The sequence below is a fragment of the Deltaproteobacteria bacterium genome, assembly GCA_016931625.1.
Classification (GTDB): Bacteria; Myxococcota; XYA12-FULL-58-9; order XYA12-FULL-58-9; family JAFGEK01; genus JAFGEK01.
Map to the genome: position 1 here is coordinate 1 of JAFGEK010000170.1, position 15,929 is coordinate 15,929.

Genomic DNA, 15,929 nt, shown 5'->3' on the forward strand with positions numbered 1-15,929 from the left:
AATTTAGCGAAACTATAAAAATTATTGCTGCTAAGCCAACCACCGCCACCGCCCATAGTTAACGACCAGTCAACAGAAAGATAACGTCGCAAAATTAAAGCTGCGCGAACATCGGCTTTGCTATGTTCAAAAGAAGTACGTAAACCTACCCCGAAAGTTAGCTCTGGTACCCAAGCTAAAACATCAAAAGCGAAGGTCAGGCCAATACCTGCGTCAAGATTTTTATCGAATTGTTTATTATCAAGATATCGTCCACCCAACCATCCGTGCAGCGACGCAACATCATTAAGTCCAAGATGTAATGTCGCATCAGTACCAAACTGCGTAGCAGTGCTATATTCAGCAACAGCTTCGAGTCCGACTAATGTTTCATCAATATCGGCAAAGGCTGAGCGAGGGGAGATAAGCAAGAAAATAAATGAAAATAGAAAAAGCCTCACAAAGAAAAAAATTCGCAAAGGATGCAGGTAATTAGCAACGAGCATGAATTAGCTCACCTCCCAAGAAGTGCCGCCAGGATGGTCTTTAATAGTTACCCCCATTACGGCTAATTCTTGGCGAATGGCATCAGCGCGAGCAAAATCTTTATTTTTTCTTGCAGCAGTACGTTCACTAATTAGATTTTCAATAGTAGTGGCGTCAACTTGCAGTTCGTTTATTCGACGTGCTTCAAGTCGCTTTAAAACAACTTGGGGGTCTTCATCAAAAACCCCTAAGATTGCGGCAATTTCTTTTAGTGCTTTTTGTATAGCGCTTAAAGTTCGTTGATCAACTTTGTTATCTTGCGGACGATCAAGTGTATCATTAATAAGTTTAAATACATCTGAAAGGTCACCAAAGGCTTTGGCAGTATTAAAATCATCATCCATGGCAGCGACAAATCGTTCAATTATATTGCCGACCCAAGCTTCACGATATGGTGGTGTTGGGTCATTAATTTGAACAGCTTGCTCAAGACGCGCTAAGGTTTGATATATATAGCGCACTCGCGCTTCGGCTTCTTTTAAAGCAGCATCAGAAAAACTAATAGGTGAGCGGTAGTGGGTGGTGAGCAAGAAATAGCGCAACGCCTGCGGATCGAATTTTTCAAGCACTTCGCGAATAGTAAAGAAGTTGCCTAATGATTTAGACATCTTTTCGTTGTCAATATTAACAAAGCCATTGTGCATCCACAGGTTAGCTATCGGTTTATCAGTAGCTGCTTGGCTTTGCGCAATTTCATTTTCATGATGCGGAAAAATTAAATCTTTACCGCCACCATGAATATCAAAAGTTTCGCCGAGGAGTTTTTGACTCATCGCTGAGCATTCAATATGCCAGCCAGGTCTACCTTTGCCCCAAGGTGAATCCCAAGCAGGTTCACCCGGTTTTGCCGCCTTCCAAAGCGCAAAGTCTAGAGGATTTTGTTTTTTTTCATTCAACTCAACGCGGGCACCGGTTTTTATATCCTCAAGATTGCGTTTGCTCAAGGCACCATATTTATCAAACTTAGTTACAGCATAATAAACATCACCCTCGGTATTATATGCGAAACCCTTGCTTGCAAGCGTGCTAATTAACTCGATGATTTCTGAGATATATTGGGTAACTTGTGGTTCATGATCTGCCGGCAGTACACTTAGCACCTGCATATCTTTTTTATATTCATTGATAAAACGCTCAGCTATCTTTGCGGCGCTAGAATTAGTTTCTGCTGCACGTTTAATTATTTTATCGTCAATATCAGTGTAATTGCGTACATAAGTAACTTTATAAGAGCGACGTAAATAGCGCACAACTACATCAAAAGCGATATAAGCGCGCGCATGACCAATGTGGCTCATGTCATAAACCGTCGGGCCGCACACGTATATATTAACATGTCCATTAGTTAGCGGGATTAGTGGTTCTTTTTGACCACTCATAGTGTTGTAAATATATATGGCCATTATTGCTCCATCATCGCTGCTGGTTGTGTACGGGTTGTCTCATTAAAGAGTGAACGTAACTCTTTAACCACTACATTAAGAGCGGCATGAGTTTTAGAGGATATCTCATTATGGGGCTCAATTACCGCTTGCAAACGCTCAGCAAGTAATAAAGCTTTACGTAAATCGTTATCACCAGCGCTACGATTAGGTTTTGCCGCAGGTTTAAAAGCTTGAGGGTCAAGTTCGCGATAACGTTTTAGTACTTCAGTTTTGCTTGGCGGTGATTCATTATCAAATACGCTACCCTCAATTTGAGAAAATTGCGCGTGCGACAGGTTTGCACGTTCACGAGCACGTGATAAAAGATCAATTACATCTAACGGAGGTAGCTCTTTAACTTCAAGGTTTTCAAGCGAAGTGGGGTTATGGTCACGCAAAAAGGCAAACGAGCGTGTTAATTTATTTGCCGTATCAGCCTTTATTTTGAGTTCACTACGGCAGTATGCCTCAAAAGTTTTATAACCCCATTCTTTATAACTAGCAGTTTCGCGGGTGACAGTAAGCACTTCTCCGAGCGCTACCCATGACGCTTTAAAATCACGCGTGGCGCTTAAAATACGATAACGCTCAGAGTTGGGATCGAGATGTTCAAGCAAGGCCTCGATCTGAGCTTCTCCCCGCGTACGGCGGCGGACCATGTAGTTCCTCAAAAAACTGAATTTATTGTGCTAATTCTACTAAAAGAATTTTTTTACCAATAGGAGCGCCGTCAACACGATCGATTAATAATTCAGCGATTTGTGGTGAAGCTTTTAGGATAGAGTATTGACGTCGTGATTCAACCTCAAACACAGTGCCATCAGTAAGACCAGCGAGTGCCGCAATTCGTTTAGCTACCGAACCACGGCCTTTAAAACCATCATCAAAACCAATGTTAACGCGAATGCGGGTGAAACCATCATTAATTGCATCACCAGCCTCTTCAGCGCTGCCATTTTGGTCATTTAATACAGCTTCTCCATCTACTGCAGGTGGCATAGCATTATCGATAGGAGCAACTGCGGCAAAATCACCAGCCAGTGCTTCATTGGCGTCGATGGTGTCATAGCCGTCGTGATCACTATAGCTAGAATCGTAGCCGTGCTCATTGCGACGACGCCCCCGACGCCCCCGACGCCCTCGACGACGACTGTCATCATCAAGATGCCCCATACCATTGTGGTCGTAACGGCTTTGGCTGCGGGAATTGCGGTAACCGTTAGTTGGTATGGTTTGACGTTCAGTTTCGGCAGCCGCTGCGGCGTAATATGATTGTAATAAGTAGGCGATTACTTGAGGGGCTTGATCGGGGCTTGCTAAAATTTCTTGGGCAACTGGTAAATGTGCGCCAACTTCAGCCACCGAAGCTTTTTCAGTTAATTCTTTCATAATGCGTTCGCTCCTTAAACGGCTCGCTTCTTCTTCAGATGGCAGATTCCGTTCATTAAACTTAATATTGAATTTTTGTTCGAGCTGCGAAATTAAAGTTTCACTTGCTTCATCTAAAAGGCTGATGGCTGCAGCGAGTTTACTTTCACCTTCTATGCGGCCAGCCCGATGCAGGTAGACATCGTTAAATTCGGGCAAAGAATAGTTGATGATATGGGTTAGGCTATTTATATCAATGCCGCGAGTAGCAACGTCAGTTGCTACCATAAAACGTAACTCGGCTGCTTTTATACGTTCGATAAGACGATCACGATCACGTTGTCGCATACTACTGGCAAGCGGTTGTGCAACAAAACCTGATTGCGTTAGAAATTTGGCGATGAGATCGGTTTCGCTGATAGTATTACAGTAAATAATAGCGCTTTGTGGGCGTATTGCCTCAAGCACATATAATAATTGTTTGGGCTTTGGTAGCTCGCTAGTAACCTTAAAGAATATATTATCTATATTATTAATTTTTAATTGATGGTTTTCTATCTCGACGAGTACTGGATCACTTAGGTATTTTGTGGAGGCCTGTGCAATTTCGTAGGGAACAGAGGATGAAAAAAACATGGTTTGTCGCTCTGTTGGGCATAAGTCAACAATTTGAGCGACGTCTTCCCAAAAGCCCATTGATAGCATTTCATCAGCGTCATTAAGTACTACTGTTTGCAAGCCGGAAAGCAGCAGGTTTTTACGACGGATATGGTCAAGTATACGCCCGGGGGTACCAACAACAATATCAACACCACTTCGCAGAGAGACGATTTGTCGTCCCATCGGCATTCCGCCATAAATAGCATAAATGCGTAAAGGTTTTTTAGCAGCAAGACCACGTAACTCTTGCGCAACTTGATATGCCAATTCGCGTGTTGAAGTAAGAATTAGAGCGCGAGGTTCACATTGTAGACCGAGATTTTGTGATACCCGCTCAATTATCGGTATGCCAAAGGCGCTGATTTTGCCAGAACCTGAATGAGCTTTAACAAACAAATTTTTACCTGCGACTGCAGGTTCAATGACTTTAGCTTGCACAGAAGTTGGCTCAGTGTAGCCAAGTGCAGCAATACCAGCTTTGAGATCGTCATTGATAGGAAACGATTCAAATGAGTTAAAAGAATGTGAGTTTGATCCTGCCTGGATCTCTACTGCGGATGAATCAGCCATTTTACGCTTTACTCGAAGTTATTTATGGCGCGACTTTTTCGTACGGCCCAAATACCGCACTGATACGCAGCCTTTACAAAATTTCTCCCTAAACTCTAAAAAAGGATGCCTCACCAAAGCCCTATAGGATTAATTATTATCCAGAGTAAAAAACTCTCAAGGGCCATCTACCGAAAATCAACGGTTAAGTCCGGGAGGCAAACACTTGTCCTATCTATGGCCTAGTAAAAGACAGAGGTCAATTTAAAAACGCAAAATAACTAACATCCCTTAAGGTTTTATGCCAACCTATATATATGCAGATCACGCGTGGACAGGTATTGGCGCAGAGGTTTTTTGATGTAGCTTATGAGATAGATCTTAAACGCGCTGCTAAGCTTGTCCAAACCCTCTCCCAGCGGCCACGTTTTATTCGTAGTGCAAGAAAAATAAGTCAACCAAATCCACCACTTGAGATGGCTTTGGGGACTAGGCCCTCACCATTGATTCCTGAACAGTCAACTGAAGTTTTGGTTCGACTATACGATGTTGGGGCTATTGCTGTCACTTTTACCATAGATTTACCAGTGCCAATGGAGGTCGAAGAACTAATTACTTTTGCGGCGCAGTTGCAAAGTGAACCTGATGTATTTATTGAACCTGGCAAAGCTATTACTGATGAAATTGTTGCGGCTATTCGTTCTGCGCTCACGATAAAAAATGTTTCGCATTTATCAGAAGAATATTTAATATTTGTTATTCAAGCCACCGATCCCAAAACTGACGCCGATAGTTTACCTAATGATCTTGATATTGCTCGTTTGCTGCTAAGCGAAGTTGGTAAGATTTCACAGCGTGAACGTATGCAGCAATCTCATTCTTATATTAGCTATAGTCCCGATGAATTGGTGGTTGTCGATTGGAATAGCGCTTTAGTCTACAATCCTTTGGGTTCACCTGATTTGGTAGATCTTTTAGAATTAGCCTCAATTCAATTGCTGGAGTTGCGCGTCTATGAGGATATTATGGGGCGCCGACTTACCCATCTTTATGACGAACTTGGCAATATGCGCACTTGGTTTCTCACCGGCAAGTATAGTCGTTTATCTCGCGAAAGTATGCGGCTATTTGTTGATGTTACTGAAATGATCGATCGTATTGAAAATTCACTCACAACTTTAGGCGACAGTTGGTTGGCACGAGTGCATCGTGCCGCTATGGCAGAGTTTGAAATTGAGCGTTGGTCTCATTTATTGCGTAATAAAATGGAAGTGTTACGGCACATAAATGAATTTTTGGTTGACCAACTTCACAATAGTAAAAATTATCGCGTTGAATTTGCTATCGTAGTGCTTATTGTGGTTGAGATTGTGCTGGCCTTGTTTAAATTGGCATGAGAGTGTAGGCTTATAAGCTAGAACTTTACGTTGCCCGTTTGTGTCTACCAACGCGGTACGGACGGCTTGATTGCTAGTGCTATACGGGAAAATATGTCTGATCAACAAAACCATGGCAGACCACGCCCCCCCCCACCGCAAGCTCGCGGTTGGTTAGGGTCATTTCCCAAATTAGGGGCGCAACTTAAGGTTGAAGAAACTAAAGAGCATGCCGATGAAGTGCGTGAAGTGCTCTCTGGTCGCAACATTGTCGAGCTTAATAAAGCTACGCGTGAGCGCCAGCTTGCCGTCTTTCATTCTCCAGATATGCTAGTTGTGCGCTCGTGGATGTCACGGCGTCCAATAGAATCGCCGCAGCCCGCCTCAGCAATGGTTGCTTTTCCGCGCATGTGGACCACCAACCGTGGGCGCTACTGTAGCTTTAAGGCTCCGGGAGCGGGTCGTTATGGTTTGGTGCGCTCACGACCAACTTTTTGAGCTTTTTATATAATTACTTACAATTTTTTATGCGCTGATTGCAGCGATGAATGCATGCCGGAGTTTCGGTATCACCTTGCGGATTATTATCAGTATTGTATGACTTGCTATAAGAACTTTCGTCTATTGTTTTAAGTTGTGGGCAACCATTTAAACACGAGTTATAAAAATCACGACATTTTTTATTCATTTTTGCAGTGTCGAGTGGGCCACAACTAAATAAAGCAAAAGCAAATAGCGTAAATAGGAGGCGCATAAGTTTATTGTATTATATTTTTAATTTTAGTTTTTGATATAGTTTATTTATCGCATCTTGAAAATCAGCAGCTTCAATCAAATAATCATTCTTTGACTTCCATAATGCATCAACATAGAAAACATCGCTACCATTATCGGTATTAACTATGTGAGTATAAAATTCAATAACTTTATTTGCCAATTTTTGAAATTCTTCAAGTTGATGTTGGGGACTATTTGGAGTCAGGTCATATTTTAAATTAGATCTAGTATCAGAACTAGCTTCTGATAAATGATAAAATATTTCTGTTATTCCAGTCAAAGAAACATAAGCCCCATTTGTTAAAATATTCAATGGAGTTCTTAAGTCGTCATAATTAAAAACTTCCTTTAATTTAAGATAGAAAATAGTTGCGTAAATATTTGAGTTTTTATTTGATAGTTGATGTAATGATTCATATATTTGCTGTGCTAAAGATACTGTTTGACGAGGATTAGCAGCGTCCGAAAATGAATTATTCATTGTTTTTAATGAATATAGTATTTGTACATAGATCTTAAATTCATCACCATCAGCCGGTAATATATTCTGTTGAATTTTAGAATTAATCACCTGATTTGTATATTGAAAAGCCAAGTCTGGGCGATTCTGCTTCAGCAATTTTTGCGCTAAATTAAATATTCTATCATTACAATCTTCACATTTTTCGGTATTTATTGCTGTTTGTGCAGATAAATCTATTTTAATATCATTCAGATTTAGGCCAGCCCCAAATGTAGCGACAATCGAAAAATTATTTTTATCTAACCAATCAAGAATGAGTGTTTCTTGTTTATCGACTATTGCGGATGCGCCCTCAGCTTCATCGACGAATTGCAGTTTGCCGTCAATTATTGAAAGTTTGCATTCAAGAGCAAGCTGTGCGGGGCATTTTCCGGCTATGGCTACCATTATCAATTATCCTCCAATAATATTAATGCGACTCTTAAAACTTACACGTTTAAGTGATTTTTGACAATGGGATGTATAAGATAAGATTGGCTAAAGCAGCAAAAATGTGCCAGTACAGTTTGCCATGCGAAGTTGTTGTGAATTTATAAAGAGAATTTACGCAATTATCAGTGTTACAGCTTTATGCTTGATTAGCGTTTTGCTGATAACATCACCGATAACGGCTAGCAAAGCATCATCACTAAATGAAGTTGCGATACCCGAAGCCTTAAGCGACAAACAGGCGAAATTGTTAGCTAATTGGTACCAGCAGCTAGGGTTACGGCAAGCAGATGAAAGCTTTGGTGACCTAATGGCGCGAGCGGCGTTATTGCAAAAAGGCAAATCCTATTTTAATCCGCCCGAATTTGCCGGGCTTGAAACCTTAAGGGTAAACCTTGATACCTTTAATTGTGTTTCATTGATTGAGAGTAGTTTAGCGGTGGCGCGTTGTATTTGGCGTAACACTGCAGATGAGCCATGTTTTATTAAAGAATTAACTAAGGTGCGTTATCGTGGCGGCCAACTTACGGGTTTTGCTTCAAAATTGCATTATTTTGATGAGTGGATAAGCGATAATGCCGAGCGTGGTATATTAAGTGATTTATCGCGTCAGTTTGGTGCGGCAAAAAAAAATCACCAAGCCAATTATGTTACCACCCACAAAAAAAGATACCCGCCTTTGCAAGATCCTACAGTTTTTCAACAAATGCTCGATATCGAAGCAAAATTACGCGCTAAACCAGCATGGGTTATTGATCGAGAAAAGGTAGCCCAAGCGCAACAGAATCTTCAAACCGGTGATATTCTTGCTGTCGTTGGTGCAAAGCCAAGCTTGTTAGTTAGACACGCAGTAATGGTTTATCGCGATGCCAAGAACAAACCACATGTTTTACACGCATCGCGATACAATCACCGTGTTTTATTAGAGCATAGCGATGTCGCAACATATATTAAGCGTCGCAGTGATCGCAGAGGTATTATTGTAGCGCGACCTTTGGCGCCAAAGTAGCGCAGTTTGTTGCAAGCTTGCCGAACTATTAAATATGCAATATTTTGCATAACCGTTAGAATTAATTCACTAACCAAATTGTTGATTAACAAGCGAGCAATCATTATTTTGTTGGTGTTATTACTTATGAAGAATGGTTTGCAAAATATAAAGAATCTATCTTATATTTTTTGCAGTATACTTATGATTACTGCTCTAGCTTGTGAAGATGATACTAAACCAGCGCCAGTACTGCCATCATTAGAACAATCAGCACTAAATCAACAAACAGATGTGACAGCTAAGGCAAAGTTGTTTGGTGAAACCCCTATCGCCAACAATAGCCAAAATAACAGTGATGCTAAAAATGCTTCACCTGCCACACCGGCAAAATCACCATGGGGTGATCAAAAATCACCACAAATAATAAACAACATTAGCGATACTAAATTAGATAAATTTGCAGATAGCAATGCAGCAGCAATCAATAAACCTCAAGTTACTAAAGGGCCAGTTGATTATTTTAGTCAAATTCCCAATGTAGTTGGCCCGCCAAAATCAAAAATTCTTGAGCTGCGTTTATTATCACTCTCAAAACGGGTGAAACGCATGCACGAGGCTTGGTTAGCCAAGAGTGATGAGTGGTCACAGCGAGCCATGGAGCTTGAATCGCGTCGATTAGCGGCAAGGTTAGATCCCATAATTAAACGAGTTGAGCGCCGCTCAGCAGTTTCACTGCATGTACGACATTTGCGTTCACAGCGGGTGCTTTATGATCACAACGGCTTAGAACAACGCAATCCGGCCAGCAATCAAAAAATGCTGACGATTAGTGCGGCCCTTGATTTGCTGGGGCCTGAATCTCATTTTGAAACTAAAGTGATGCGTACCGCAGATACATTGTTTATAATTGGTGGAGGCGATCCGACCTTAACCCCTGAGCGCATCAATGAATATGCACAAACCTTAACTAACGAGAATGACCTAAGTGGCATTGTGCATTTGGTTATTGATGAGACCGCATTTTCTAATGAGCGTTTTACCCCCGGCATGACTTTAGACGATGTCGGTTATGCTTATGCTGCCCCCAGTGGCGCCTTATCATTCGCTGATAATGTGGTGCATATTTCAGTAACGCCTAGTTCAACTGGCGGGTTAGCTCGTGTACAAGTATCGCCATATAATCATCATATTCTTATTGATTCCCAGGTGCGTATCATTGCCAGTCATGAAGGAGAAAATACCGTTTGGGTGCGAACGCGGCCACGAGGGGACCAAACTGCAGTCGAAGTTCGTGGTGAAATGCGTGCTAATGATAAACCTTTGTATGAAAAACGTCGGGTGTATGACCCTGGCATGTTTACCGGGCAAGCATTTGGTGATGCGATTGCGAAAGCTTCAGGGCAAGCCATACTGCCGGTAGTGCGGGGGAGAGCGCCTAGTGGTGGTCATTTGTTGCAAACTTGGAATTCATTGCCGCTTATAGATATTGCTAAAGATACCTTAGCTTTCTCAAACAACTTTGCCACTGAGATGATATTGCGCACTATAGCTTGGCGTTTTGTAGGTATTGGTTCATTTGAAGAAGGTAAAAATATTCTTGAGCAATACTGGCAAACCATAGGGGTTACCCCTAATGCTTTAGTTGTTGATAATGGCTCAGGATTAACTCGCGAAGGAAGATTTACCGCACAAGGTTTAGTTGATTTGCTTTCTGCAGCACATCTAGTGCAACCTGCTAATAGTGGTTTGCTTGCGGTGTTACCAGTGGCAGGTAAACCTGGCACTTTGGCTCATCGTCAATCACATGCGCGTGGTCGCTTGCGGGCGAAAACCGGTACACTCAATGGCGTAAGCGCCTTAACCGGAATTATAACCAAAGTAACCGGTGACCCAGTGATTGCCTTTAGCTTAGTGATTAATCCCACCGCCAATAAAAGCAGTCTCGATGTTGGGGCACGCCACGCTGCCGAAGAAGATATTGGCAAAGTGTTAGTAGGTTTTGTTGATGATTTGGTTGCCAAAGAGCCACAACGAGAAAAACGCCGCAGATAAAATTTATTAATGTGTCCTTTTTATCAGCGCCGCAAAGCGGTGGCATCAACCATAGCCGCTTCTACCTCGGTAACTACCCAGGTAGCTTGGTTTTTAGCAGCGTCGGCGTCTTCTTGTTTATAAAATTCCGATGGGGTTAAGTCTTCGCTGCCATAAAAGGCAAGCTCACGATCACGGCGTAATGTCCGGGAGATTTTGGTTAATTGCGTAATTTTATTTTGGATACCAGCAGGCAGTAATGCAGCGTTGTCGATAAGTATGGAACTCACGTCATGTACACGGGGTACTTCGATGCCACTATGACGCAGAAGTGCTTTAAGTGCCAATTCTACTACTTCTTGAGCTTCTCGCACTACATCAGCAAAGTCGCCAAGCGTTAATAATACTTCGAGACTGGATAAGCGATGACGCGCGCGGGTTATATAATCAATACTTAGACCGCGGTTATGCATGAGCTTGCTCTCTCATTTGTTCGTGCGACGCTTTTGGGTTGCGTATCCAATATGGATGCCCGTGGGTTTCGTGCCGCGATATCATGCCATTGAGCATTTGGTGACGTAAAAAAACAAGTGCCTTGGCTACCGCACCCTTACAATCCCAAAGCAGTATTCCATCTAACGCTACTTCATACCATAAACCGCCAAATTGACTTGATGATGCGGGCAAAGCCACGAATTGCGGACTTACCATGTGACCCTTAATGCTTATGGCAGCAGCTTCGAGCTTCTCCCAAAGATGATATAAGCTTCGTTCAATGCGGCTGCCTTGGGACAGTACAATGAGGAGATCTGCATCAGATGCAGCCGTGGCTTCACCTCGTGCCACCGAGCCGAATAGCACTACACCTTCGAGCTTTTCAGCAAAACAGTTTATACAAGCTTTAATTAATGATGAAGTTGCCTGTGAGTCGGTATATGATACTACATCTGATACTACATTATCAGCTGATACCATGTTTTGACTTTCATTAATCGCTAATCGCTCAACACATAATGAATTTAGCGAAATACCTCGTTCTAAAGCCTGCTTACGAAGTTGAGCATGCAATGATGTCGGTAAACGCAATACAAACCGCCCTGAAGGATTCATTGAGTACATAGTACTATGATATCACTAATTCGACGCAATTGTCATCTAATTTTTATGATGTTAAGAAGTATAAATTGGCGCATGTAAATATATCTGGGCAAGAATGCCTTACCTATTTGTTAGAGGGTAAATTATAATTATCGAGCCACTTGTAAAAGTCGAGCAACCACCTATTATCGTCATTCCTGCGCAAGCAGGAATCTATAAGGGGTTGATATTGCAAAACATTTTGGATCCCCGCTTTCGCGGGGATAACGTTATATTTGCTATAATTGGAAAGCATAAGGACTTTTGCAAGTGGCTCTATCGTTTATTGATACATCTGCAAACGTTATTGAACAACAGATAATAAAATGCTTAACACGAAGCCTAGTATCCCCTTACCTATTATTACCGAGCGCGCTACTATATCACTCAAGCAATATATTCTATGGTTTCTGGTTATCTTTATCAGTTGTTTCGCCACTGGGATGATGCTTGCATATAAACTTAAACGCAGTGATACTACCATCATTATTGTACTAGTAGTGATTCTTGGTGGCACTGTAGTGTCCATCATTCTTCCTATGTTGTTGCTAGCAGCACGAGAGACGTTGCGTTTCACTAGTGACGGTGAAGTAAATTACACCTTGCGTCCACGTGGTATCAGTTTAGTGCGTCCACGAGAACAAAAAATGACTTTGCAAGATATAATTGGCTTTGAAGAGATGCCGTTTGTCCGCCCAGGCGGTCCACCAATTCCACGTTTACGATTGCTACTCAAAGACTGGGAATTTTTTATCGAGGGCAAGGGGAGAATGGGCCCACAGGGTAGAAGTGCAAGTTTTAATATCTTGCAAAAGATGCTTATCAATTGGCTACAACAAAACGGGGTGCCACCGTCAAGTGCAGTAAAATTGCCAGCGAGGGTGGCGAATCGAGAAAAACTGATCATTCTTAGCCTGCAAATTATGATTGGGCTATGCATTATCGGCCTTATAGTCGGCCTTATCGGCTTCATTATGAAAGTCAAAGGCACTATAGCCGGATTTACCTCAGGCTCTTTGGGACTTCTTACATTTACGCAGTTGCTTCGCTATTACCGTGGACGCCAGGCAAAAGCTCATTGCAAGCAATCATTAACGTCATCTGGCGATGATAAACGACCAAATAGCTAAATGGCATAGCTGTCCAGATTCGAAGGTCATATGTATCAGTAGCCTATATAAACAAATACCAGATAATTTTAATCTCCTATTTTTATTACCCTTGACCCCAACTGGTGTTGGGTAATTAAGGGTAATAGTGATTGATAGAGGGTAAAATAAAGGGTATGTTGTAATAAATGAATAAGAGGTTTACACTATGAACTCTTTTACGAATGCTCGTCTTGTAAATCTTTCACTGCCATCCGGTACAGTGTGGATGCTTTCCTCGATTGCAGAATCGAAAGGTAGGCAAACAATTTATACCAAACAGAGGTCAGAAGTTCTTACCGCTCTTGTACAGAATGCACTTATTCAAAGCGCTGAATCATCCAACCGAATCGAAGGCGTTACGGTTGCAATCGATCGTTTACAGCCGCTTGTACTCGGACATATAAAGCCAAAAAATAGATCTGAAGAAGAAATACATGGCTACCGCCAAGCATTAAGCTTGATTCATCGCGACAATAGCCATCTTACTATAACTCCCAAGCTTATTAAAAAACTACACTCTCTATGTCAGACTGGTGCAGGTGATGCTGGTCAATGGAAACGAATTGATAATGATATTATCGAAATTCGACCTGGTAAGGCGCCTCGCATTCGCTTTAAAGCCCTTGCCGCAAAAGACACACCTGCAGCGATTAACGAATTGTGCACTGTTTACCAAGAGACCGTGCTTGCTCACTCAGTTTTGGGTTTAGTAGCAACAGCAGCATTAGTGCTCGACTTTTTATGCATCCATCCATTTCGTGATGGTAATGGTCGTGTATCACGTTTACTTACACTATTAGCACTATATCAACAGGGATACGATGTTGGCAGGTACATTAGCCTTGAGCGTATGATTGAAGAAAGTAAAGACGAATACTATGAACGTCTTTACCAAAGTTCACATGAATGGCATGAAGGAAAACACAATCTCTTACCCTTCTTAAATTATTTTCTGGGAATTTTACGACGTGCTTATAATGAATTTATGCAACGTGCTGAATCAATGCGTACAGCGCGCGGTAGTAAAACCGCACTCATCGAAGCGGCTATCAATGATTTTCCTGGCACTTTTACCTTACGTGAATTAGCAGAAGCTTGTCCTGGTCTGAGTCTGGAGCTCATTCGTAAAATTTTAAAGACCAAGAGTAAAGCGCAAGAAATCCAAGCTCTTGGAAGAGGACGAGGGGCAAGATGGAAAAAAGTGCAATAATCGAATTATTATCAGCTACTGCATTATTGCTTGGACGGGATAGCGGGCTTCAATTTCAGCTTTAAATGCGTTTCTTGAAAATCAAAGAGCTGCATCATCAAAAAAGGAAATTGAACGTATTAGCAAATTGTTTCAAAAAAGCACCATGATGTCTCGGTTGTGTCAATTACGAATGTGTATATTGCATACACATACTTAATGCTGCTCTTAAGTCTGTTCAATCTTCTTCAACTGCAACAACGTTAAAATGACTTAAGCAAGTATCATCATATTTAGCGCCTTTTTCTTTTGACAAACGCGTTGGTTTTTTGAGTATCAATAAAACGCGTTCACCAATACCGGGGCCGGTAACACCTTCACACCAAGCAGAGTCATTTTTTTATTTGCTGATAGTGATTCACTGGCAAACACATTAATCGGTAGCAAGTATAAGTTTGCTAAAAATATAAGACGAAAAAATAATTTAAAATTGAATTTAAATAATTTTGAAATAAGCATATAAAATAACCACATTTATTGTTATAGTATGTCTAGTATTTTAGGGACACCCCCTAATCGTGGTCAAAAAAATTAATCATCACAATAAGTGGAAAGTAAAATGAAAGTAATAATTAAATTTTTTCTCAATTTATTTTTTCTTACCTTAATCACATTTTTTAGTATCATTTTATCGCTGCACTCACAAAATGTCTTTGCGCAAAATCATTCATCTAACCAAAATATAGCAAGTCAATTATTGCCAGATCCTTTTATTGCCTATTTAGATGCTGATATTCCCATAGCTGATGGTTTTGATTTTTCGTTGGGTGATGCAAATGGTGAAGGTGAGTATACTGATCTAAAAACTAAAAAAACCTATAAAGGCTACTATATTGCCACCAAGTATACTGAAGTTACTTCATTAGGTATTCATCCGGGCGAGGATTTTAATGGCTCAGGTGGTGGCAATACTGACCTAGGTCAGCCAATCCACGCGGTTGCTGCTGGTCGAGTAATTGCCGCAGCTAACATGGGGGCGCTTTGGGGTAATGTTATTACGGTTGAACATTTGTTTTATGAAAATCACGAGAAAAAGAAAATACAGTCAGTATATGCTCATGTAAACGAAATAAAAGTCAAACCTGGTCAAAAAATAACTCGCCGCCAAATAATTGGTACGGTGGGTCAAGATCCCGATAAAAAATATTATGCGCACCTTCATTTAGAGCTGCGCTGGGATTTGAGTTTAGCCCCGACATTTTGGCCATCAGCAGCAAAAAAAAATCAGCAATGGGTAGAGCAACACTATGCCCCACCCAGCGAATTTATTAAAGCTCATCGTCAACTTTTTATACCGCAAAATGAAGCGACATTATTATTAGTTGATCATGATTGTTACCGCATGCAGTTATATCAACATGGTAAATTTAATAAAGAGTATCCAATTAGTTTCGGCCAAGGCCAAGGGCGCAAACGCCAACGCGGTGATAATAAAACTCCTATGGGGATGTATTTTGTTATTTTAAAAAATCGTGGATTTTTTGCAGGGGATTATGGTGCTTATTATGGTGGCCATTGGATAAAAATCAATTATCCTAATACTTATGATGCTAAGTGGGGAGTAGAAAATGGGCTAATAACCAATGAGCAACAAGCCAAAATAGCTCAGGCTTGGTCACAGCGCCAAGCAACCTTAGGTAATACTAAATTAGGGGGCGGTATTGGTTTTCATGGTTGGATTGATAATTGGGATCTTAAAGGGCCACGGCATTTGTCTTGGGGCTGTATTGTTATGCAAA

15 protein-coding genes are annotated in these 15,929 nt (G+C 41.4%); 7 read left to right on the top strand and 8 right to left on the bottom strand.

Going from position 1 to position 15,929, the window contains the following annotated elements:
• The 4 genes from JW841_14620 to JW841_14635 all read right to left on the bottom strand — a co-directional run.
• A partial coding sequence (locus JW841_14620; GenBank protein MBN1962171.1) for a hypothetical protein occupies positions 1–485 on the bottom strand: 485 nt, incomplete at its 3' end.
• 3 nt (positions 486–488) lie between these two features.
• Positions 489–1,928, bottom strand: coding sequence for a cysteine--tRNA ligase (locus tag JW841_14625; protein ID MBN1962172.1), 1,440 nt, complete (start codon positions 1,926–1,928; stop codon positions 489–491).
• Positions 1,928–2,608, bottom strand: coding sequence for a hypothetical protein (locus JW841_14630; protein ID MBN1962173.1), 681 nt, complete (start codon positions 2,606–2,608; stop codon positions 1,928–1,930). Before JW841_14630 ends, JW841_14625 begins: the two co-directional genes overlap by 1 nt.
• Before the next feature lie 22 nt (positions 2,609–2,630).
• Entirely contained in the window at positions 2,631–4,547 is a 1,917-nt protein-coding gene (locus JW841_14635; GenBank protein MBN1962174.1) for a DEAD/DEAH box helicase, read from the bottom strand.
• 296 nt (positions 4,548–4,843) lie between these two features.
• On the opposite strand from JW841_14635, the gene JW841_14640 reads away from it, so the two are divergent.
• Both JW841_14640 and JW841_14645 read left to right on the top strand, forming a co-directional pair.
• Positions 4,844–5,923, top strand: a complete 1,080-nt coding sequence (locus tag JW841_14640) for a hypothetical protein (protein MBN1962175.1) — start codon at positions 4,844–4,846, stop codon at positions 5,921–5,923.
• 93 nt (positions 5,924–6,016) lie between these two features.
• Positions 6,017–6,400 (top strand): hypothetical protein, encoded by a 384-nt coding sequence (locus JW841_14645; protein MBN1962176.1) that lies wholly within the window; start codon positions 6,017–6,019, stop codon positions 6,398–6,400.
• 13 nt (positions 6,401–6,413) lie between these two features.
• On the opposite strand, the gene JW841_14650 is transcribed toward JW841_14645, so the two are convergent.
• Entirely contained in the window at positions 6,414–6,590 is a 177-nt protein-coding gene (locus JW841_14650) for a hypothetical protein (GenBank protein MBN1962177.1), read from the bottom strand.
• 78 nt (positions 6,591–6,668) lie between these two features.
• Positions 6,669–7,589, bottom strand: a complete 921-nt coding sequence (locus JW841_14655; protein ID MBN1962178.1) for a hypothetical protein — start codon at positions 7,587–7,589, stop codon at positions 6,669–6,671.
• Positions 7,590–7,713: 124 nt separating this feature from the next.
• Between JW841_14655 and JW841_14660 the strand changes: the two genes are divergently transcribed.
• Positions 7,714–8,640 carry a DUF1460 domain-containing protein gene (locus tag JW841_14660; protein ID MBN1962179.1) on the top strand — a complete coding sequence of 309 codons (927 nt, stop codon included), beginning with the start codon at positions 7,714–7,716 and terminating at the stop codon, positions 8,638–8,640.
• Positions 8,641–8,823: 183 nt separating this feature from the next.
• Positions 8,824–10,674: a D-alanyl-D-alanine carboxypeptidase/D-alanyl-D-alanine-endopeptidase gene (gene dacB / locus JW841_14665; GenBank protein MBN1962180.1), complete on the top strand. Its 1,851-nt coding sequence runs from the start codon at positions 8,824–8,826 to the stop codon at positions 10,672–10,674.
• Between the two features lie 23 nt (positions 10,675–10,697).
• Here dacB and JW841_14670 read toward each other — a convergent pair whose 3' ends face one another.
• Together JW841_14670 and JW841_14675 are read right to left on the bottom strand one after the other, a co-directional pair.
• Positions 10,698–11,126 carry a HEPN domain-containing protein gene (locus JW841_14670; GenBank protein ID MBN1962181.1) on the bottom strand — a complete coding sequence of 143 codons (429 nt, stop codon included), beginning with the start codon at positions 11,124–11,126 and terminating at the stop codon, positions 10,698–10,700.
• Positions 11,119–11,763, bottom strand: a complete 645-nt coding sequence (locus JW841_14675) for a nucleotidyltransferase domain-containing protein (protein MBN1962182.1) — start codon at positions 11,761–11,763, stop codon at positions 11,119–11,121. Before JW841_14675 ends, JW841_14670 begins: the two co-directional genes overlap by 8 nt.
• A gap of 353 nt (positions 11,764–12,116) precedes the next feature.
• Here JW841_14675 and JW841_14680 point away from each other — a divergent pair, with 353 nt between their 5' ends.
• The 3 genes from JW841_14680 to JW841_14690 form a co-directional block, all read left to right on the top strand.
• On the top strand, positions 12,117–12,920 hold the full coding sequence (locus tag JW841_14680) for a hypothetical protein (GenBank protein ID MBN1962183.1): 804 nt from the start codon (positions 12,117–12,119) through the stop codon (positions 12,918–12,920).
• 187 nt (positions 12,921–13,107) lie between these two features.
• Complete coding sequence (locus tag JW841_14685) at positions 13,108–14,151, top strand: Fic family protein (protein MBN1962184.1); 1,044 nt, start codon at positions 13,108–13,110, stop codon at positions 14,149–14,151.
• A 598-nt stretch (positions 14,152–14,749) separates the two neighbouring features.
• Positions 14,750–15,929 (top strand): peptidoglycan DD-metalloendopeptidase family protein (locus JW841_14690; GenBank protein MBN1962185.1); only part of this gene is annotated, 1,180 nt, incomplete at its 3' end.

Bases quoted from the DNA above. Each gene is read 5' to 3' on its own strand.
- JW841_14635 (MBN1962174.1), bottom strand. From the start codon at position 4,547: ATGGCTGATTCATCCGCAGTAGAGATCCAGGCAGGATCAAACTCACAT.
- JW841_14630 (MBN1962173.1), bottom strand. From the start codon at position 2,608: ATGGTCCGCCGCCGTACGCGGGGAGAAGCTCAGATCGAGGCCTTGCTT.
- JW841_14655 (MBN1962178.1), bottom strand. From the start codon at position 7,589: ATGGTAGCCATAGCCGGAAAATGCCCCGCACAGCTTGCTCTTGAATGC.
- JW841_14645 (MBN1962176.1), top strand. From the start codon at position 6,017: ATGTCTGATCAACAAAACCATGGCAGACCACGCCCCCCCCCACCGCAA.
- JW841_14685 (MBN1962184.1), top strand. From the start codon at position 13,108: ATGAACTCTTTTACGAATGCTCGTCTTGTAAATCTTTCACTGCCATCC.
- JW841_14680 (MBN1962183.1), top strand. From the start codon at position 12,117: ATGCTTAACACGAAGCCTAGTATCCCCTTACCTATTATTACCGAGCGC.
- dacB (MBN1962180.1), top strand. From the start codon at position 8,824: ATGATTACTGCTCTAGCTTGTGAAGATGATACTAAACCAGCGCCAGTA.
- JW841_14650 (MBN1962177.1), bottom strand. From the start codon at position 6,590: ATGAATAAAAAATGTCGTGATTTTTATAACTCGTGTTTAAATGGTTGC.
- JW841_14640 (MBN1962175.1), top strand. From the start codon at position 4,844: ATGCAGATCACGCGTGGACAGGTATTGGCGCAGAGGTTTTTTGATGTA.
- JW841_14625 (MBN1962172.1), bottom strand. From the start codon at position 1,928: ATGGCCATATATATTTACAACACTATGAGTGGTCAAAAAGAACCACTA.
- JW841_14660 (MBN1962179.1), top strand. From the start codon at position 7,714: ATGCGAAGTTGTTGTGAATTTATAAAGAGAATTTACGCAATTATCAGT.
- JW841_14675 (MBN1962182.1), bottom strand. From the start codon at position 11,763: ATGAATCCTTCAGGGCGGTTTGTATTGCGTTTACCGACATCATTGCAT.
- JW841_14670 (MBN1962181.1), bottom strand. From the start codon at position 11,126: ATGCATAACCGCGGTCTAAGTATTGATTATATAACCCGCGCGCGTCAT.